Source organism: Gordonia sp. C13 (genome assembly GCF_023218005.1).
Lineage (GTDB): Bacteria > Actinomycetota > Actinomycetes > Mycobacteriales > Mycobacteriaceae > Gordonia > Gordonia namibiensis.
In genome coordinates this window covers 23,361-41,250 of sequence record NZ_JALPSY010000005.1, presented here as the reverse complement: position 1 = coordinate 41,250, position 17,890 = coordinate 23,361, and the positions used below count along the sequence as shown (strand labels likewise).

Annotated in this window: 19 protein-coding genes, 1 tRNA gene and 1 pseudogene; 11 read left to right on the top strand and 10 right to left on the bottom strand. The window is 67.2% G+C overall.

What is annotated here, in order from left to right; genetic code table 11:
- From M1L58_RS06255 to M1L58_RS06245, 3 genes are all read right to left on the bottom strand, one after another.
- Nucleotides 1-1,554 carry an ABC transporter substrate-binding protein gene (locus tag M1L58_RS06255; protein ID WP_248658228.1) on the bottom strand — a complete coding sequence of 518 codons (1,554 nt, stop codon included), beginning with the start codon at nt 1,552-1,554 and terminating at the stop codon, nt 1-3.
- Between the two features lie 203 nt (nt 1,555-1,757).
- On the bottom strand, nt 1,758-2,636 hold the full coding sequence (locus tag M1L58_RS06250) for a TIGR03619 family F420-dependent LLM class oxidoreductase (RefSeq protein ID WP_006867114.1): 879 nt from the start codon (nt 2,634-2,636) through the stop codon (nt 1,758-1,760).
- A 93-nt stretch (nt 2,637-2,729) separates the two neighbouring features.
- On the bottom strand, nt 2,730-3,206 hold the full coding sequence (locus tag M1L58_RS06245; protein WP_006867115.1) for a winged helix-turn-helix transcriptional regulator: 477 nt from the start codon (nt 3,204-3,206) through the stop codon (nt 2,730-2,732).
- A 54-nt stretch (nt 3,207-3,260) separates the two neighbouring features.
- Between M1L58_RS06245 and M1L58_RS06240 the strand changes: the two genes are divergently transcribed.
- Nucleotides 3,261-4,088: an acyl-CoA thioesterase gene (locus tag M1L58_RS06240; protein WP_248658324.1), complete on the top strand. Its 828-nt coding sequence runs from the start codon at nt 3,261-3,263 to the stop codon at nt 4,086-4,088.
- Nucleotides 4,085-5,494 carry a DHA2 family efflux MFS transporter permease subunit gene (locus tag M1L58_RS06235; RefSeq protein WP_248658227.1) on the top strand — a complete coding sequence of 470 codons (1,410 nt, stop codon included), beginning with the start codon at nt 4,085-4,087 and terminating at the stop codon, nt 5,492-5,494. The genes M1L58_RS06240 and M1L58_RS06235 overlap by 4 nt, the downstream gene beginning before the upstream one ends.
- Before the next feature lie 64 nt (nt 5,495-5,558).
- Here M1L58_RS06235 and glfT1 read toward each other — a convergent pair whose 3' ends face one another.
- From glfT1 to M1L58_RS06215, 4 genes are read right to left on the bottom strand one after another with little or no spacing between them, the layout of a single operon-like run.
- Nucleotides 5,559-6,476, bottom strand: a complete 918-nt coding sequence (gene glfT1 / locus M1L58_RS06230; RefSeq protein WP_248658226.1) for a galactofuranosyltransferase GlfT1 — start codon at nt 6,474-6,476, stop codon at nt 5,559-5,561.
- Nucleotides 6,476-7,309: a galactan export ABC transporter ATP-binding subunit Wzt/RfbE gene (gene wzt, locus M1L58_RS06225; protein WP_248658225.1), complete on the bottom strand. Its 834-nt coding sequence runs from the start codon at nt 7,307-7,309 to the stop codon at nt 6,476-6,478. The genes glfT1 and wzt overlap by 1 nt, the downstream gene beginning before the upstream one ends.
- Nucleotides 7,310-7,320: 11 nt before the next feature.
- Nucleotides 7,321-8,184 carry a galactan export ABC transporter permease subunit Wzm/RfbD gene (gene wzm / locus M1L58_RS06220; protein WP_006867120.1) on the bottom strand — a complete coding sequence of 288 codons (864 nt, stop codon included), beginning with the start codon at nt 8,182-8,184 and terminating at the stop codon, nt 7,321-7,323.
- A 27-nt stretch (nt 8,185-8,211) separates the two neighbouring features.
- Nucleotides 8,212-8,769, bottom strand: a complete 558-nt coding sequence (locus M1L58_RS06215; protein ID WP_083876419.1) for a bacterial proteasome activator family protein — start codon at nt 8,767-8,769, stop codon at nt 8,212-8,214.
- Between the two features lie 118 nt (nt 8,770-8,887).
- On the opposite strand from M1L58_RS06215, the gene M1L58_RS06210 reads away from it, so the two are divergent.
- Nucleotides 8,888-10,084, top strand: a complete 1,197-nt coding sequence (locus M1L58_RS06210; protein WP_248658224.1) for a cysteine desulfurase-like protein — start codon at nt 8,888-8,890, stop codon at nt 10,082-10,084.
- Nucleotides 10,085-10,158: 74 nt separating this feature from the next.
- Nucleotides 10,159-10,653 (top strand): MarR family winged helix-turn-helix transcriptional regulator, encoded by a 495-nt coding sequence (locus M1L58_RS06205; protein WP_248658223.1) that lies wholly within the window; start codon nt 10,159-10,161, stop codon nt 10,651-10,653.
- A 152-nt stretch (nt 10,654-10,805) separates the two neighbouring features.
- On the opposite strand, the gene M1L58_RS06200 is transcribed toward M1L58_RS06205, so the two are convergent.
- Nucleotides 10,806-11,774: an NAD(P)H-quinone oxidoreductase gene (locus tag M1L58_RS06200; protein ID WP_248658222.1), complete on the bottom strand. Its 969-nt coding sequence runs from the start codon at nt 11,772-11,774 to the stop codon at nt 10,806-10,808.
- Between the two features lie 96 nt (nt 11,775-11,870).
- Between M1L58_RS06200 and M1L58_RS06195 the strand changes: the two genes are divergently transcribed.
- From M1L58_RS06195 to M1L58_RS06185, 3 genes are all read left to right on the top strand, one after another.
- Nucleotides 11,871-12,026, top strand: coding sequence for a hypothetical protein (locus M1L58_RS06195; protein ID WP_248658221.1), 156 nt, complete (start codon nt 11,871-11,873; stop codon nt 12,024-12,026).
- An 87-nt stretch (nt 12,027-12,113) separates the two neighbouring features.
- Nucleotides 12,114-12,201, top strand: a tRNA-Ser gene (locus M1L58_RS06190).
- A 74-nt stretch (nt 12,202-12,275) separates the two neighbouring features.
- Nucleotides 12,276-13,049, top strand: coding sequence for an SGNH/GDSL hydrolase family protein (locus M1L58_RS06185; RefSeq protein WP_248658220.1), 774 nt, complete (start codon nt 12,276-12,278; stop codon nt 13,047-13,049).
- Nucleotides 13,050-13,087: 38 nt separating this feature from the next.
- On the opposite strand, the gene M1L58_RS06180 is transcribed toward M1L58_RS06185, so the two are convergent.
- On the bottom strand, nt 13,088-13,843 hold the full coding sequence (locus M1L58_RS06180; RefSeq protein WP_248658219.1) for an alpha/beta hydrolase: 756 nt from the start codon (nt 13,841-13,843) through the stop codon (nt 13,088-13,090).
- On the opposite strand from M1L58_RS06180, the gene M1L58_RS23600 reads away from it, so the two are divergent.
- The 3 genes and pseudogenes from M1L58_RS23600 (at nt 13,823) to M1L58_RS06170 (ending at nt 16,220) form a co-directional block, all read left to right on the top strand.
- Nucleotides 13,823-14,518 (top strand): endonuclease/exonuclease/phosphatase family protein, encoded by a 696-nt coding sequence (locus M1L58_RS23600; RefSeq protein WP_374112667.1) that lies wholly within the window; start codon nt 13,823-13,825, stop codon nt 14,516-14,518. The two genes, M1L58_RS06180 and M1L58_RS23600, sit on opposite strands and share 21 nt — an antisense overlap.
- Nucleotides 14,448-14,968, top strand: a pseudogene (locus M1L58_RS23595) (exodeoxyribonuclease III). The gene M1L58_RS23600 and the pseudogene M1L58_RS23595 overlap by 71 nt, the downstream one beginning before the upstream one ends.
- A 22-nt stretch (nt 14,969-14,990) precedes the next feature.
- The gene (locus tag M1L58_RS06170) at nt 14,991-16,220 is read left to right on the top strand and encodes a multidrug effflux MFS transporter (RefSeq protein WP_248658218.1); all 1,230 of its coding nucleotides are present in this window, start codon (nt 14,991-14,993) and stop codon (nt 16,218-16,220) included.
- Nucleotides 16,221-16,235: 15 nt separating this feature from the next.
- Here the strand turns inward: M1L58_RS06170 and M1L58_RS06165 are convergent, their stop codons facing one another.
- Nucleotides 16,236-17,051 carry a class I SAM-dependent methyltransferase gene (locus tag M1L58_RS06165; protein ID WP_248658217.1) on the bottom strand — a complete coding sequence of 272 codons (816 nt, stop codon included), beginning with the start codon at nt 17,049-17,051 and terminating at the stop codon, nt 16,236-16,238.
- A gap of 164 nt (nt 17,052-17,215) precedes the next feature.
- On the opposite strand from M1L58_RS06165, the gene M1L58_RS06160 reads away from it, so the two are divergent.
- Nucleotides 17,216-17,890 carry a winged helix-turn-helix transcriptional regulator gene (locus M1L58_RS06160; RefSeq protein ID WP_248658216.1) on the top strand — a complete coding sequence of 225 codons (675 nt, stop codon included), beginning with the start codon at nt 17,216-17,218 and terminating at the stop codon, nt 17,888-17,890.

Here is a 17,890-nt window from a genome sequence, read left to right as displayed (position 1 = left end):
TCAGCTCCTCTCCAGCCGGGCGGACCGGAATCGGACGGCTTTGTCGGACCGGACCGTGTACCCGTGGAGTTCCTTCGAAAACGCCTGCGTGGCAGACGGGTTGTAGAGGTACAGGTAACTCACGTCGTCGGCTATCCGACCGGCGGCATCGGCGTAGATGCCCTTGCGGGCTTCGACGTCGAGTTCGGTGCGTCCCCGGTCGAGCAGTGCGTCGACCTGCGGGTTGGAGTACTTCTGCGAGTTCGATGTCCCCTTCGAATGATGCTGGGCGTAGTAGAAGTCATCGGGATCGATGTTGCCGAGCCAACCGAGTAGGAGCGCGTCGAAGTCGCCGGCGGCCTGGCGGTCGAGCCAGGCGCCGAAGTCGAGTTGTTCGATCTTGACGTCGATCCCGACGTCGGCGAGATTCGACGCGATGACCTGCGCCGCGGTCACGGTCTCGGGGTACTCGGTGGTGACCATGAGCCGCATGTCCATCGACTTGATACCGGCTTCGCGCAGCAGGCTTTTCGCCTTGTCGACGGCCTGGGCACGGTCGAGGCCCGCGGTGTAGCGGTCGTAGGGAGCGAACCACGGGCTGGTCGGGGGGATCGCGAGTTCGTTGGGTGTGGCGGTGCCGTATCCGACGACCTGCGCGATCGACGGGCGGTCGATGGCGTAGGCGACGGCCTGGCGTACCCGGGTGTCCTCGAACGGCTTGGCGTCGAAGTTCATCGTGACGTACCAGTAGTCGTTCGCCGTGACGGTGCCGACCTCGAGCGTGTCGTCCCGGGACAGGATGCTCAGCTGCTGTGCGGGAATCGCGTCCGTCCAATCGATCTCACCGGAGCGCAGCGCCGACACCGCGGTCGTGCCCTGCGAGATGAAGCTGTAGTTCACGCCGTCGATGGCCGGCGGGCCGCCCCAGTAGTCGGGGTTGGACTCGAGCACGATCGAGGCGCCGGGGGAGCGGGAGACGAACGAGAACGGGCCGGTTCCCACGGGTTTCGTGGCGATCTCACCGGATTCGACGTTGCGCCGGTTGACGATCGCCAACCCCTTGAAGCCGCCGATGTTGGTCAGCAGGTTCGGGGTGGGCTCGCGGACGGTGAACTGTACGCGCCGGTCGTCGAGCGCGGTGATCGATTCGATGGCCTCGAGTTTCCAGGCGTTGGACAGTTCCTCGTCGAGGATGCGTCGGAACGAGAACTCCACGTCGGCGGCGGTGAGGGGGTCGCCGTTGTGGAAGGTGACGTCGGGCCGCAGCAGGAACGTCCACTGCCGGGCGTCGGGGCTGACCTCCCAGCTCTCGGCGAGAGCCGGCTGCATCTGCAGGTTCTCGTCGGGTTCGACGAGGGTGTCGAAGACGTTCTCGAGGACCTCGAACGTGAAATACGAACTGGATTTCTGGGGATCGAGCTGGTCGGGTTCACCGGCGATGGCCACGCGCAACGTGTTCGGCGACGTCGACGACCCGCCGCACGCGGCGAGTGCCGAGGCGCCGAGAAGCGCCGTACCGGTGACCCCCGCGGCCTTGAAGAAGGTACGCCTGCTCAGGCGAGATCGACCCCTCACCCGACCGGCCCCTGCCCCGACCACGAGGCCGACCCACCGGGTGAATCGGTCATCGCTGTCCTCCCACCCGGTGATCGCTCACACCTGGGGTCTGCATCGTCCGTGTTCTGCAGTCTGCCCCAGGTGTGGGACCCGTGCAACCGTGCCGGTTCACCGGTGGCGCGATCAGAGATCGGGGCGAATCCTGCTGGCAGGCAACCGGATCAGCCGTTGACCTTCGCGATCACGTTGTCCGCGTACCAGTTCAGATGATCGATCTTCGTCTGGAGTGGCTCGGTGTCGTCGCCCTTCACATAGGGCAGCCGGAAGCCGACGATCACGTCGGTGATCCCCTTGTCCTCGAGTCGCTTACATCCGTCGACGGTGTAGGCGTCCGTCGAGATCACATGGATCTCGAAGGGGTCGTTCGTCTTGCCCTCGGCCTTGCGGATCTCGTTGATCCGATCGAGGAGGGTGTCGAGCTCTTCGTGCGGGCCGCCGCCGTGCATCCAGCCGTCGCCACGGATCACCGCCCGTTTCAGCGCGGCGTCGGCGTGACCGCCGACGAGCAGCGGGATCGGCTCGGTGGGAGCGGGTGTCATCTTGATCTTCGGGATGTCGTAGAACTCGCCGTGGAACTCGAAGTACTCGCCTGTGGTGAGGCCACGGATGATGTCCATGCACTCGTCCATCCGCTTGCCGCGTCGGCGGAAGTCCACACCCATGAAGTCGTAGTCCTCCGGCCACGGGCTCGTGCCGACGCCGAGGGCGAGGCGGTTGCCGGTGAGGTAGGCAACCGAGCTGGCCTGCTTGGCGACCAGTGCCGGCGGGCGAACGGGGAGTTTGAGCACGAACGGGGTGAAGCGGATGGTCGAGGTGACCGCACCCAGTGCCGCGGCCTGGATGAAGGTCTCGATGAACGCCTTGCCGTCGAGGAACTCGCGGTTGCCGTCGGGGGTGTACGGGTACTTGGCATCCGATTCCTCGGGGTAGGCGAGCGAGTCGGGGATGGTGAAGCCGGCGTACCCCGCCTTCTCCGCGGCCTGCGCGAGCGGCGCGTAGTACGACGGGTCGGTCATGGCCTCGGCGAAAGTGAACCGCATCATGCTCCTCAAGGACGTCCAGACGGAACTCTCCCCACAGTAGAACACGTTCTAGTTTGCGCGGGAAGGGTCCGACATCGACGCAGGTGGAAGCTAACGCGTCAATCCGGAAAGAGGGTTGTTCTCCCGTGCGCCCGGCCCCGGGCGCACGCGGAGGTCGGCCAGTTCGACGTGCTCGCCGCAGGCCGAGCAGTGAGGTTCGACGGTCATCGTGTTGCCGCAAGAGTGCGTCGACTCCACTGGGACGCCGTCGTCGGTGGTCCACTTGTCGCCCCACTGGCGTAGTGCGGTGACGACCGTCCACAGATCGCGACCCTTGTCGGTGAGGCGGTAGTCGTAGCGGACCGGGTTGTCCTGGTAGGGCTCCTTGGTCATCACTCCGTGCTCGACGAGGGTGTCCAGGCGCTGGGTCAGGACGTTGCGGGCGATGCCGAGTCGTGTCGAGAACTCGTCGAACCGCGTCACGCCGAACAGGGCGTCGCGAACGATGAGCAGGGTCCACCACTCGCCGACGATCTCCAGGCTCTGGGCGACGGAGCAGTTCATGTCGGTGAAGGAAGCGCGACGCATGACCTCGACGATAGTGGGTTGCATGAAGCAACTCAACCTGCTTGCATGAGTTTCATGAAACAACTCAGCAGGCAGCGGAATGCTGTCACCGGTCTGACAGAAGAATTCGGGGCATTGCCGGTTGGTTCGGGGCGGTGGGCGGCCACCATCGACCAGAGCTGGTGGGGCTGGTCGGGTCCATTCGGTGGGGCGATCGTCGCGCTCGCCGTGCACGTCGCGGCCGATGCCGTCCCAGGGGCGTCGGTCCGTGCGGTGGACCTGCGGTTCGTCGGCAAACCGGCCGGCGGCGAACTCATCCTGACGCCATCGGTCCGGAAGGTCGGCCGGCACACGCGGATCATCGACGTGGCCGTCACGCAGGGAACCGGGGAGATCGCGATCGCCTCGGTGACGGCGGGACGGGTCGGCGACGCAGCTCACGATGACATCGTCGACATCGCGGCGGCCGTGCCGGGTCTGGAGGGGCTCGCACAGTTCAACATCCCGCCGGAGATCGTCCCCATGGGCGGTCACCTCGACCTCCGCCCGGTCGACGGCCCGCTGCCGCTGACCGGTGCCGACGACCCGTGGATGCGTGCGTGGATCGCCACGCGCACCCCCATGTCGCTCGACGCGGCCTACCTGGGCCTGCTGGCCGACTGTCTACCGCCCGCCGTCTTCCCCACTCTGACCGCACCCCTGGCCATCCCCACCGTCGCCTTCTCGATGCACACCACCGCACCGCTCGACGATCCCGAACCCGCGCCGATCCTCGTGCACACCCGCAACATCTCCACGTCGGGCGGCTGGTCCGTCGACGACACCACCCTCCGTGACCGCAACGGTCGGCTCCTCGCCTCCGCTCGGCAGAGCCGCCGCGTCGTGGGGTGGTCGGCCCGATGACCTCCACACGCACCGAAACCGACTCGCCCGCAGGGCCGCCGACTTCGGCCCGACCCGGGCTCTCGCTGCTCATCTTGTCCGGCGCCGCGTTCATGGCCAGCCTGGACGTGTTCATCGTCAACGTCGCGTTCGACGACATCAGCGCTGACTTCGACGGCACCGGCCTGTCCGCCATGTCGTGGATTCTCAACGCGTACGCGATCCTCTATGCGGCGCTGCTCGTTCCGGCAGGTCGGATCGCCGACCGCTACGGGCGCAAGGGTGGATTCCTGCTCGGCCTCGCACTCTTCACCGTCGCCAGTGCCGCCTGTGCTGCGGCACAGGGAGTCTGGTGGCTGGTCGCGTTCCGCGGGCTGCAGGCTGTGGGTGCAGCGATCCTGACGCCGGCAAGCCTCGGGCTCGTGGTGTCGACGCTGCCGCCGGAGCGTCGTGCGCGCGGGGTGAAGATCTGGGCTGCCACGGGTGCGCTCGCCGCCGCTTTCGGTCCCGCCGTGGGAGGCCTGTTGGTCGAGGCGTCGTGGCGGTGGGTGTTCCTGGTGAACATCCCGGTGGGCATCGCCGCTCTCTTCGCGGGTGCGCTCGTTCTCGTCCGCTCTCGAAACGACACCGTGACCGCATTTCCCGACGCTCTCGGCGCCGGCCTGCTCGTGGTCTCGGTGGGCGCGTTGACTCTCGGCCTGGTGCAAGGCAGTGAATGGGGCTGGTCGGACTCCCGCATCGTCGGCGCGTGGATTGTGGCGCTGGTGGCGTTCGCGGGATTCGTCGTCAGTTCCCGACGCCATGCCGAACCCGTCATCGACCCGGCGCTGCTGCGGGTCCGGACCTTCTCCTACGCCAATGTGGCGATGTTGCTCTTCTCGATCCCGTTCGCCGGTGCCCTACTAGCCAATGTTCTCTGGTTGCAACAGGTCTGGGGATTCTCGGCGATCACCACCGGGCTGGCCGTGTCCACCGGGCCTCTCATGGTCCCGGTCTTCGCCGCGGTTGCCGACCGCCTGAGTACGCGGTTTCCGGTCGGAGTGCTGGTGGCGGTGGGGTGCGTCCTCTTCGCCGTCGGCATCGCGATGGTCGCGCTGTCGGTCGACGCCACCCCGGACTTCGCGACCGAGATGCTGCCCGGCTGGCTCATCGGCGGCATCGGTGTCGGCTTCGCGATGCCGTCCATCCTGTCTTCTGCGACGGCAGATCTACCCGCCCATCAGGCGGCCACCGGCAGTGCGGTGGTCAGCATGAGCCGACAGATCGGAATGTCATTGGGAGTCAGCCTGTTCGTCGCCATCGTCGGGACCGCGGTGCTCTACGACGACGTCCACGACGCCTTCGTGTCGGCGTGGTGGGTGCTCGCCGCCATCGGGGTGGTCGGCGGCGGCGCCGCGCTCGGAATGACCCCGCGCGTCGGGCGCTGAAAAAAGTTGCGGCAGTTGGTCCCGGTATTCGGAACCAACTGCCGCAGCAAATTCGCGTACCAGTTCAGGGCCTCGTGAACCGCTCCCGACGACCCAGCCCGCGCAACCGCACCCACTCGGCGAACGCCTTCGGGTCACGTTGCTGGACAAGGAAGAACCAGCCGAAGCGGGCGTACTCCTGTGGGAGCAGCTTGCGCATCCCGGGCTGGCTCATGAGGTAGCCGCGGTTGCGGTAGGTGAAGTAGCGCTTGGTGTCGTTGTCCGGGTACTGGGTGTGCATGCGGCCGCCCAGGATCGGGCGGAACTCCGCGGAACCGTCCGGATGAAGGTAGCCCGCGCGCAGGCAGGTACCGAACTTCACACCGGACCGCACCAGGCGCCGGTGCACCTCGACCTCGTCGCCGCGGAAGAACAACCGCAGGTCGGGGACGCCGACCTGCTCGAGGCACTCGGCAGAGAACAGCGCGCCGTTGAACAGCGACGCGATGCCGGGCAGCAGGTCATCAGACTGCGCTTCACCGTCGGCAAACAGCTCAGAACGCTTACGCCGCCACACGAGTCCCCGCCGCAGAGGGAACGCAAGGGTGTCCGGGTCGTCGAGGTTGGCGACCACCGGCGACACCTCGTCGAGATCGTGACGCTTCGCGCAGTCGAGCAGCGTCGACAGCACCGACGATCCGTCGGGCCGGCCGTCGTCGTCGGCGCACCAGACCCAATCGGCACCGAGAGCGAGCGCATGCAGCATGCCCAGCGCGAAACCGCCTGCGCCGCCGAGGTTGCGCTGCGATCCCAGGTACGTGGTGGGAACAGGCTGGGCGGCAACGAGTTCGGCGACCTCGGGTTCGTCGGCGTTGTCGACGACGATGAGGTGGTCGACGTTCCGGTCCTGACCGGACACCACCTTCAACGACTCGGCGAGCAGTTCGACGCGACGGTGGGTCACCACCACCGCGATCACCTTCTCGGGCCGGGCCTGTACCACTAGGCCGTACCCTCCGAGTCGGCCTTGACCTGGGCGATCACCTTGCGGACGTGGGCTGCGGCGCCCGGGCCCTCGTAGGCCTCGACGACCTCTTCGATGCCACCGTCCATGCGGATCTGGCCGTGGTCGATCCACAGCGCGCGATCGCAGAGCTGGGCGAGGAACTCGTTGGAGTGGCTGGCGAAGACCAGGATTCCGGAGCGTTCGACGAGCGCCTGCAGACGGCCGCGGGCCTTCTTCATGAAGTCGGCGTCGACGGCGCCGATGCCCTCGTCGAGGATCAGGACCTCCGGATCGATCGACGTCACCACGCCGAGTGCGATGCGCACGCGCATACCGGTGGAGTAAGTCCGCAGCGGCATCTGCAGGTAGTCGCCGAGCTCGGTGAACTCCGCGATGTCGTCGATCTTCTTCAGCATCTCCTTGCGGGTCATGCCCAGGAACATGCCGCGGATGATGATGTTCTCGTAGCCCGAGATCTCGGGGTCCATGCCGACACCGAGGTCGAAGACGGGGGCCACGCGTCCCTGCACCCGGCACGTACCACGGGTGGGCTCGTAGATACCCGACAGCAGACGCAGCAGCGTCGACTTCCCGGCGCCGTTGTGGCCGACGAGACCGATGCGGTCGCCGTGCTTGAGGTGCAGGTTGATGTCCTTGAGCGCCTCGACGACCACGACATTCGACGCGTTGGAGCCGATGACACCGCCGGCGGCGCCGAGGACGGACTTCTTCAGCGAACGCGTCTTGGCGTCGAATATCGGGAAGTCGACGCAGGCATCCCACGTGTCGACGCGGACCCGGTTGTCCCCGAGGTTGTTGTTCTTGGCCATCAGTTGAGTCCCTACACCCAGTACGCCACGCGGGCGCGGTAGTTGCGCATCACCAGCATGCCCAGAACCCAGCCGACGGCGGTGCATCCGAGGACGACGGCCCAGTGGTAGAACTCCACCGGCTCGCCGAGCAGCGGTCCGCGCGCGATCTCGAGGTAGTGGAACATCGGGTTCAGCTCGACCAGCTTCAGCCGCGACGAGGTCTCGCCGGTCGCGCTGCTCAGGCTCGACGTCGTCCAGATGATCGGCGTCATGAAGAACACCAGCTGCACCGCGGTGGTCAGGAGCTGGCCGATGTCGCGGAAGCGGGTCGACAGGATGCCGAAGACGATCGTCACCCACACCGCGTTCAGCACGTACAGGCCGATCGCGGGTACGACGAGGAACACCGTCCAGTTCAGTGGCGGGGTGAAGATCGCGAAGATGATCACGATGATCACCACGTTGTGGGCGAAGATGATCAGCGACCGCCACACGACCCGGTAGACGTGCACGCTGACCGGGGCCGGGAGCTGTTTGATCAGTCCCTCGTTCTTCGCGAACACCTCCGCGCCGTCGAGGATCGAGGTCTGGATGAAGTTCCAGAAGATGAAGCCCAGCGCGACGTACGGCAGGAACACCTTGATGTCCATGCCGAACAGTTCGCCGTACAGCAGGCCCATCGCGGTGGCGGTGACGCCGGTGGCGATGGTGATCCACAGCGGACCCAGCACGGACCGGCGATACCGCTGCCTGATGTCCTGCCAACCCAGGTGGAACCACAGCTCGCGGCTGGCGAGACCGTCGCGGAGGTCCTTGATTGCACGCGCGAAGGTGCGTGACTCAGAACTCTCGGGACGCGCGGGTATCGCGTCGTCGTCTACTACCGCTGACACGAGGAGTCAGCGTACCCGCGCCGGGAGTCAGAGGTACTGGCCGGTGCTGTGCCCCGGACCACCGCCGGCTCCCGGCATGCCCGGGGGCAGCGCACCCTGACGCATCTGTTCGAGCTGTGCGCGGGCAGCCATCTGCTGGGCGAACAGCGCTGTCTGGATGCCGTGGAAGAGACCTTCCAGCCAGCCGACGAGCTGGGCCTGGGCGATGCGGAGCTCGGCATCGGACGGCGTCTGCTCATCGGAGAACGGCAGTGCCAGGCGCTCGAGTTCTTCGCGCAACTCGGGTGCGAGCCCCTCTTCGAGTTCGCGGATCGACGACTCGTGGATCTCGCGCAACCGGTTACGCGAGGCCTCGTCGAGAGGTGCGGCCCGTACTTCTTCGAGGAGCTGCTTGATCATCGTGCCGATGCGCATGACCTTCGCGGGCTGCTCGACCATGTCGGCGACGCTCGTCGACTCCGACGACTCGTCGTCGGACTTCGAACCGTCCGCGCCGGCGCCCACCACGATCACGTTGTCGGAGTCACCCGCGCCGAAGGGGCCGCCGGGCATCGAACCGGGTCCTGGAGTGCCATCGATTGCCATGGCAACCATTGTGCCCATTCCGGCCGACCGACACTTCGGCGGGCGCGCAGATCGTTCGTGTGCCGGCACCCGACCGGAGGCGGTGAACGGTGAGAGCAGGGGCGTCTATCCTCGTGCCATGGCTTTCGACGTCGCCTATGTGCGTGGATTGATTCCATCGCTCGGCGACGGCTGGATTCACCTCGACCCGCAAGCGGGCATGCAGGTCCCCGATTCGGTCGCCACGGCGGTGACCACCAGCTTCCGTCATCTCGCGGCGGCCCCCGGTGGCGTGTACCCGTCGGCCCGTGCTTCTGCGGAAGTCACCGACAGCGCTCGACGCGCGATTGCCGATCTCGTGGGCGGCGACGCCGCTGGAGTGGTCCTCGGCCCCTCGCGCTACTCGCTGCTGGCCTGCCTCGCCGAGGCGCTCTCCCCGCACGCCTTTCTGCGCGGCGACGTGGTGGTGACCCGGCAGGACGACGAGCCGAACATCGTCCCGTGGGTCCGCGCGGCCGAACGGTATGCCGGCCGCATCCGGTGGGCCGAGGTCGACGTCGAGAGCGGCGCGCTGCCGGCATGGCAGTTCGGTGACCTCGTCACCCCCGAGACCGAGGTCGTCGCGGTGACCCTCGCCTCGTCGACGACCGGCGCCATCACCGACATCAGTGAGATCACCCCGCTGGTCCGCGAGGCGGGCGCACTGTTCGTCGTCGACGCCACCAATGCGGCGCCCTACCTGTCGCTGGACATCCACGAACTCGGTGCCGACGTCCTGGTGGTCTCCGCCGAACGCTGGGGCGGCCCGCGCATGTCGGCGATGGTGTTCCGCGAACCCCAGGTCATCGACCGTCTGCGGCTGATGTCGATGGACCCGGCCGCCAAGGGCCCGGCACGACTCGAACCGGAACCACACCAGGGGTCGATGCTCGCCGGACTGGTGGCCTCCGTCGAACACATCGCGGGCTTGGACGAGGACGGCATCGGCAAACGCCGTCGGCGTCTGGTCACGTCACTCGACGGTGTCTACGAGTACCTACAGCGTCTGACCTATTACCTGGTGACGACGCTGACCCAGTTCAACCACGTCAACGTGGTCGGCACCGAGGAGAACCGGGTGCCGCTGGTGAGCTTCACCGTCGACGGTGTCAGCGCCGACAAGGTGGTCCGTAGGCTCGCCGACAACGGCGTGTGCGCGCTCGCCGACGTGCCCAACCGAGCGCTGGTCCGTATGGGCGCCCCCGACTTCGGCGGTGCCGTCACCGTAGGCCTCGCGCCCTATTCGACGCCGTACGAGGTCGACCACCTGGTACGTACCCTCGGTTCGTTCGCCTAGGGGCGTGTGCAGCGTTTCTGCACGTAATTCACTATCGCGCGCACAAAATTAACCACCGTGTATGTTGGCATCTTGTGTCGGGAAAACAGGAAGATCCAGCATCAGGTCCTCCACGGGCGCTCACCTCAGCCGAGGCGGAGAGCTGGCTCAATCTCGTCGACGGCGGGTGGGCCCTCTTCGCATGCGTCAACGACGAGTTCGTGAAGCGCGGAATGGCGTTGTCCGACCTGCGCATCCTCGAGGCCATCTCACAATCGCCGAAGCTGGGGGTCAGCGAGGTCGCCGACACCGTGCACATGCGGGTGAGCACGGTGTCGCGGATGATCGCGCGGCTCGATGACGTCGGCGATGTCGAACGCCTCGAGTCCAAAGCGGACGGTCGGCACCGACTCGTCCGCCTCACCGAACAAGGCCACCGAACCCTGGCCTCCCACGTCTCGCTCCGCGACCGCGTCATCCGCAGGTTCGTGGTCGACGCGATGAGCCCCGACGAGTTCGCCTGCCTCGGCACCGCATTCCGCAAGATCCGGGAGGCGGTCGACGCCGCCGAGCAACCTGCCGCCCCCTGAGGGCTCGTTGACCGTCAGCCCCCTTCGCCCACCCAACCACCGGTCGACGTCAACCCGACCGGCAGACTTCGATCGACGTCTGCCGGTCGAGTTGAGGTTCGGCGGTCGAGCTCCGAGGTGAGGGTCAAGGCGACAAGCCGCGAAGGGCCCGCTCAGTCGATCGTCAGCAAGACCTTTCCGATGGCGTCGCCGCTGTTGAGGTGGTCGTGCGCGGCGGCGGCGTCGGCGAGCGGGAAGGTGCGGTCGACGACCGGCACGACCTTGCCGGATTCGATCAGCGGCCAGGTGCGGCCGACCGTCGCGGCGACCACCTCGGCCTTGCCGCCGGGTCCGTGAACGGGACGCGCACGCAGTGTCGTGCCCATCACCGACAGTCGCTTGGCGAGCAGCAGGCCGATGGGGAGTTCGGCCTTCGTGCCGCCCTGCATGCCGATGATGACCAGACGACCGTCGGTGCTCAGTGCCTTGATGTTCGACGACAGGTACTTGGCGCCGATGATGTCGAGGATGACGTCGGCGCCGCCGTTCTCCTTCAGGACCGCGGCGAAATCGTCACGCGTGTAGTCGATCAGGATCTCGGCGCCGTACTCGCGGCAGCGTTCGAGCTTGGCCTGGGTGCGGGCGGTGACCGCGACCCGGGCGCCCATTGCATGCGCGAGCTGCGTCGCGTGGGTGCCGATGCCGCTGGACCCGCCGTGGATGAGGAGGAGTTCGCCGGTGGTCAGTCCCGCGGTGTCGAAGATGTTCGAGGACACGGTGCACGCGACCTCGGGCAGCGCCGCCGCCGACACCAGGTCGACCCCGCGCGGGACCTGCATCACCTGCTCGGCGGGGACGGCGACCTTCTCCGCATAACCCCCACCGGCCAGCAGGGCGCACACGTCGTCGCCCACCGCCCAGCCCGAGACCTGGTCGCCGAGTGCGGAGATCCGCCCGGACACCTCGAGGCCGAGTGTCTCCGAAGCACCGGGCGGCGGCGGATAGTTACCGGCGCGCTGGAGGATGTCGGCGCGGTTGACCCCGGCCGCGACCACGTCGATCACCACCTCACCGGCAGCCGGCGACGGGTCGGGCACGTCCTGCACGGACAGGTTCTCGGATTCGACGACGATGGCTTTCACCCTGTCGATGGTTCCACACCGACGGTCGGGCCGGTGCCGGTCGGCGGCCGGGTCGAACCGGTGTCGCCTCGACCTCGGTAGGCGGACAATGGATTCATGTCCACCGCAATCTGGATCGTCATTGCAGTGCTCGCCATCGGCTCGATCGCGGGAGGGTTGTTGCGGATGCAGGGCTGGCTGCGGAAGCCGGCTCCACCCGAGGTGATCGAAGCGGCGCGGCGTGAGCGGGAACGCGAGGACGACGACGACTGACTGGCCGAAGCTGGTACGAACTGGTAGCGCCCCCGTAATGGGGTGCTGACGGCCGATGTCCGTGTCTGACGTACCCTTGCTGGTCAGGGAAGCGTGGCAGAGCGGCCGAATGCACTCGCCTTGAAAGCGAGCGTGGGTAAAACCACCGGGGGTTCAAATCCCTCCGCTTCCGCCAGGATCGTCGTGTCGGGCCCTCGCGAATGTGTACGTGAGGCACGACACGACCTGCGGCGTCCTAAGATCTTCGCCGTGCAGTTCTCGCGGTTCGTGGCCATCGGCGACAGTCAGACAGAGGGTCTGGGAGACCCGCACCCGGAGTACGAATTCCGCGGCTGGGCCGATCGGCTCGCCGAGCGTATGGCGGCGCTGAACCCTGATCTGCAGTACGCCAACCTGGCCATCCGCGGGAAGCGGACGCGGCAGGTCCTCGAGGATCAGCTGGAGCCGGCGCTCGCCCTCGAACCCGATCTCATCGCCGCTCCGCTAGGTATGAACGACGTGATCGGCCGCTCCCACCTCGCCCAGGTCCGCGCCGATCTGGACACGATCTATCGCCGACTCGCGGAATCGGATGCCACGGTGATCGTCTCGACCTTCCCGAACATCGTCCGCACCATCCCGTTCGCCGCCCGCAAAGAACACCGGTTGCTGGAGCTGAACGAGATGAATCGCGAGTTCGCCGCGACCTACGGGTTCCTTCTGGTCGACCTCCACGCCGCGCCGGTGCTGACGGACCCACGGTCGTGGTCGTCGGACCGCCTGCACGCCTCGCCGTTCGGACACGAGCGGTTCGCCGACGCCGCAGCGCATGCTCTCGGTCTGCCCGACGCCACCGACGACTGGGGCAATCCGCTGCCACCTGCGCCGGTTCCGCACCCGGTGGCGGCCCTCGTTCGCGACACCCGGTGGGCGGTCGAGTTCTTCACGCCGTGGCTGATCCGCAAGCTCCGCGGGGTCTCCCTCGGCGACGGCCGTGAGCCCAAGCGGCCGTCACTGACCCCGATCGTCCTGCGCGACCGCTGAGCCCTGCAACGGGCTCCGACGTGGTTGGTGCGCCACGGTCATTGCGGCAGTGCAACTCCCAGAAGCCGAGCGAAGAAGCGGCCGGCATCCTCGCCCGCGTGCGGCGGAATCCCGGTGTGCCCGCCCATGTTCGCCTGCAGGGTCTTCTCCGGTGAGCCGAGGGCATCGAACAGTTCGAGGGCTCGTTGACGGTCGTTCCAGGCATCGTCCCACTGCATCAGGACGTGCACCGGGACGTCGACCTTGCGGGCCTCCTGCAGTGTGGCGCGCGGTAGGTAGCTGCCGGCGAAGAGTCCGAGGGCGGCGATACGCGGCTCGACCAGGGTGAGGCGTACGCCGATCGCGGTCACACCACCCGAGTAACCGACCGGGCCGTCGACGTCGGGGAGAGTGAGCAGCGCGTCGATGGTCGCCTGCAGCTCCGGCACCGCCCTGTCGACGATCGGGAGCACGAGCCGGTCGATGATGTCCTCGGTGACCGGTCGCCCGGACGCCAGGACAGTGCGGAGTTCGGTGCGGGCGTGATCGACGTCGGGTAGCGGGTCCCGGTCGCCGCTGCCGGGGAGTTCGATCGTCGCAGTCGCGAATCCGCTGGCTGCGGCGCTACGTGCCCTGGCCACGAGTCGGGGGTGCATGCTCTGCAACCCGCCCGGGTGTCCGGCGAGGATGAGTCGCGCGGGTGTCGTGGGAGGCGTCCACAGCGTGCCGGGGATGCCGTCGATGATGAAGTCGCGTTCGAGGACGCCGTCGTCGAGGCGTCGTTCGGTGGTGAAATGCGCGGGGGAGAATGGCATGGTTCCGTCCTCGGGAGTACTCGTCTGCGGCGCTCCCGGACGACCTATCGCCCGACCGTGACCCCTGCGAGGAGCACCCACGTCGAATCGTTCACGGGTACCACCTCCTCGTTCTCGGCACAGTCTCCGGCCAGCATAACCCCGCGCACCCTTGGTTGGTGTCGGCCCGCGCGTGCCACTAACTTGAACGCGACTGAGAGGTGTTCCATGAGTATCGACGGATTCACCGTTGCATCGTTCAACGTCAACGGGATTCGGGCGGCGCGTCGACGCGGTTTCGACGATTGGCTGGCGCAGCGCAATCCCGATGTGGTGGGTCTGCAGGAGTTGCGGTGCGGAATCGACGACGTCGGAGAGTTCGCCGGCTACACCGCTGCCGTCGACGTCGGCACCATCCCAGGCCGGAACGGCGTCGCGATCCTGACCCGCAGCGCACCCGCCGCGGTGCGTACCTGGCTGACGCATCCCCCGAAAGCACGCGGCCAACGCCTTCGCGCTCGAAGGACGGTACGTCGAGGTCGACCTGGCGGACCGGCCGCTCACCGTCGCCAACATCTATCTACCCAAGGGTGGTCTGCCCGCGGAGCTGCAGCGTCCGGGGTCGATGCGGGAGAAGCCCGACGGCGGCGCCAAACATGCACGCAAACAACGGTTCCTGGGGGCGTTCGCCCGTGAGCTGCAGCGCAACCGGCTCGAGGCACGACGTGCGGGGCGGGAGTTCCTGCTGCTCGGCGACCTCAACGTCGCCCATCTCGAACACGACGTCACCAACTGGCGTGCGGCCCGCAAGATGGAAGGCTTTCTGCCCGAGGAACGGGAATGGTTCGGCAGATCACCGGACCGCGCCGCCTCGTCGACGTGGTACGCGCCCTCCACGGCGACCGTCCGGGGCCGCTGACCTGGTGGAGCTGGGCAGGGGAGTCCTTCGTCAAGGACGTCGGCTGGCGCATCGACCACCATCTCGCGACGCCCGGGCTCGCACGTCGGGCGCGGTGGGTCGAGGTCGACAAGGAAGCCGCACCCGAGATGCGGCTCTCCGACCATGCGCCCCTGGTCGTGGAATACGCCGAGGTCGACGACGTGTCGCCGGCGTCCTCGGGCGGTCTGTCCCCCGCAGGTCCTTAGCTGGGCTGATAATCTCCCGCCGGTGACGAGCTCTGCATCGACCACCCGCGACGGCCTGGGCGCGCGCCTCCTGTTCACCCTGGCGCTCCTGTCGGCGACCGCGCCGATCGCAACCGACCTGTACCTGCCGTCGTTCATCGAGGTCCAGGACTCGCTGCACACCGACGCCACGCAAGTACAGCTGACGCTGACCGCGTTCCTGATCGGTGTGGGTGTCGGCCAGGTCATCTGGGGGCCGATCTCGGACCGGTTCGGTCGACGACTCCCGCTCGTCATCGGCTCGGCCGGTGCGGTCATCGCCGGTGTGGTTGTGGTTGCGGCGCCGAACATCGAGGTGCTGATCGGTGCCCGATTCGTGCAGGCGCTCGCGGCGGCATCGGGAATGGTGATCGCCCGCGCGGTGATCGCCGACCTCCTCCGCGGCTTCGCCGGTGCCCGGTCGATGACGCTGATGATGAGCATCCAGAGTCTCGCGCCGGTCGTCGCACCGCTCGTGGGAGGCGTTCTGGCGGGCCATGTTCCGTGGCGCGGCATCCTCGCGGTGATCCTTGCGACCGCAGTGCTGCAGCTGATCGGCGCGGTCACCTCGGTGCCGGAGACCCTGCCGCAGGCGAGTCGCGCACCACGACTTCGGTTCGGGGACCTGCTCGGTCGGTTGAGGCGCCCGGCATTCATGGCCTATGTGCTGACGCAGGCCTTCGCGTTCGGGGCACTGATGGCGTATATCTCGAGTTCGTCGTTCGTCTACCAGAACGTCATCGGGACGTCGGAGCTGGTGTACGGCTGCGCCTTTGCGGCCAACGCCCTCGGAATGATGGGTGGCGGACTGATCTCGTCGAGGCTGGCGCGTCGGCAGATCCATCCCGCGACGACCATCAAGTGCAGCCTGCCCGTACTGATCCTCGCCGCATTCGGGGTGCTCGGCGCAGCGGTGTCGCCGGTGCCGGCCCTGCTCGTCGTCCCGTTGTTCGTGCTCGCCACGGCGATCGGCTTCATCTTCGGCAATGCGGCCGCTCTTGCGATGGAACACACCCACGACGCCGCCGGCGCCGGCAGTGCCCTGCTCGGCGGAATCATGTTCCTCGTCGGCGGAGCGCTGTCCCCGCTCGGCGGCCTCGCCGGTGACGACACCGCGGTCCCGATGGCCTGCATCATGATCGCCTCGTCGATCCTCGCGGCCGTCTGCTTCACGATCGCCCGGCGGTACGTCGTCCGTAACCCGGAATCCGAGGCGGCGTTCGCGAACGCTTGAGCCGAGCCGGGTGGCTCACACGACGGTGAGCACCGCCTGCAGATACTCCCACTCCATGTGGCCGTCGGTGATGTACCGGTTGGCGAGCGCGGCGATGGCGGTGTCGAGTGCGGCGACCCGGGTCGGGTCGTCGGCGATGTTGCGGAAGGTCACGATCGTCGGGCCGTAGTGCGCCTTGAAGAAGTCCCGGAAGGCGGCGCCGTCGGGGAACTCGTCGATCCTCACGGTAGTGGTGGTGAACCGGTGATCGGTCACGCGGCCGTCGAACAGGGATCGCACGTGGTCGGTGCTGCCCCAGAGCGGGCCGGGCTGTGCACCGGGAGGCGGTGGCGGTGCGTACGGCTTCATGACACCGAACAACTCGCCGATGAAACCGGTTGGCGTCCAGTTGATCAGGCCGATCCGTCCGCCGGGTCGGACGACGCGGACGAGTTCATCGGCGCACTTCTGGTGGTTCGGCGCAAACATGACGCCGACGCAGGAGGTCGCGATGTCGAAGTCGTCCTCATCGAACGGGAGATCCTCGGCATCAGCGGTGCGCCAGGTGATGCCGAGATCCTTGTGCCGTGCCTCGCCGGTCTCCAACAGCTCGGGCGTCAGATCAGTGGCGACGACGTGACCGCCGGCCCGGGCCGCGGGAACCGCGACGTTGCCGGCACCGGCCGCGACGTCGAGGACCTTCTCGCCGGTCTGGATATGCAAGGCGTCGACGAGGCGCCTACCCAGAGGCGCGATCAGATCGGCGACGGCGGGGTAGTCACCCGCCGCCCACAGCTTGCGGTGCTTGGCCTTGATCTCGGCGCCGAACGGGGTGGGGTGGATCGTGGTCATGGTGAATCCTCGTGCTCGTGGTGTCTTCGGACATCTCGAGCTTCCGCCGTCCCGGCCACTTCTCGCCAGACCAACATCTGTACCGGAGCCGGTTCACATTCTGTACTGGTCAACGGGGTGCGGTGGGTGTGTACTTGGAGTCGACGACGTGAGGGAGGATTGCGATGACGTCGTACGGACAGTTCTGCCCCGTTGCGAAGGCGATGGAGTTGCTCGACGAACGCTGGACGATTCTGATCATTCGCGAAATGCTGCTGGGGAGTAGGCATTTCAACGAACTTCGACGCGGGGTGCCGAAGATGTCACCGGCGCTCCTGACCAAGCGATTACGCAGTCTGGAACGCGCCGGGGTGGTCCACAGATCGGAGGTCGGTGGTCGTTCGGTGTACACCCTGACGGCCATGGGGCAAGAACTCATGCCGGTGGTGGATGCGCTGAGCGAGTGGGGAATTCGCTGGGTCGGTGAGCTCGGCGACGCCGACCTCGATCCTCACCTGCTGATGTGGGACATGCGACGGACCATCCCGATCGACCGGTGGCCGCGTCGACGGACCATGGTGCAGTTCGTCTTTCGCGATGTGATCGGCAAGTCGCGATCCTGGTGGCTGGTCGTGTCGGCCGGCGACGCCCAGGTATGCGACTTCGACCCGGGGTACGAGGTGGACGCAACGGTCGAAACGGACCTGCGGACTCTCACCGAGATCTGGCGCGGAGACACCGACTGGCGCTGTGCGCTCACCGAGAGCCGTGTCGACATCCACGCGCCCGCCGACGTCGTCCGCGAGATCCCGTCATGGATCGGGCAGGGTCTCTCGGCGGCCATCCCGCGTCCCGCGTGA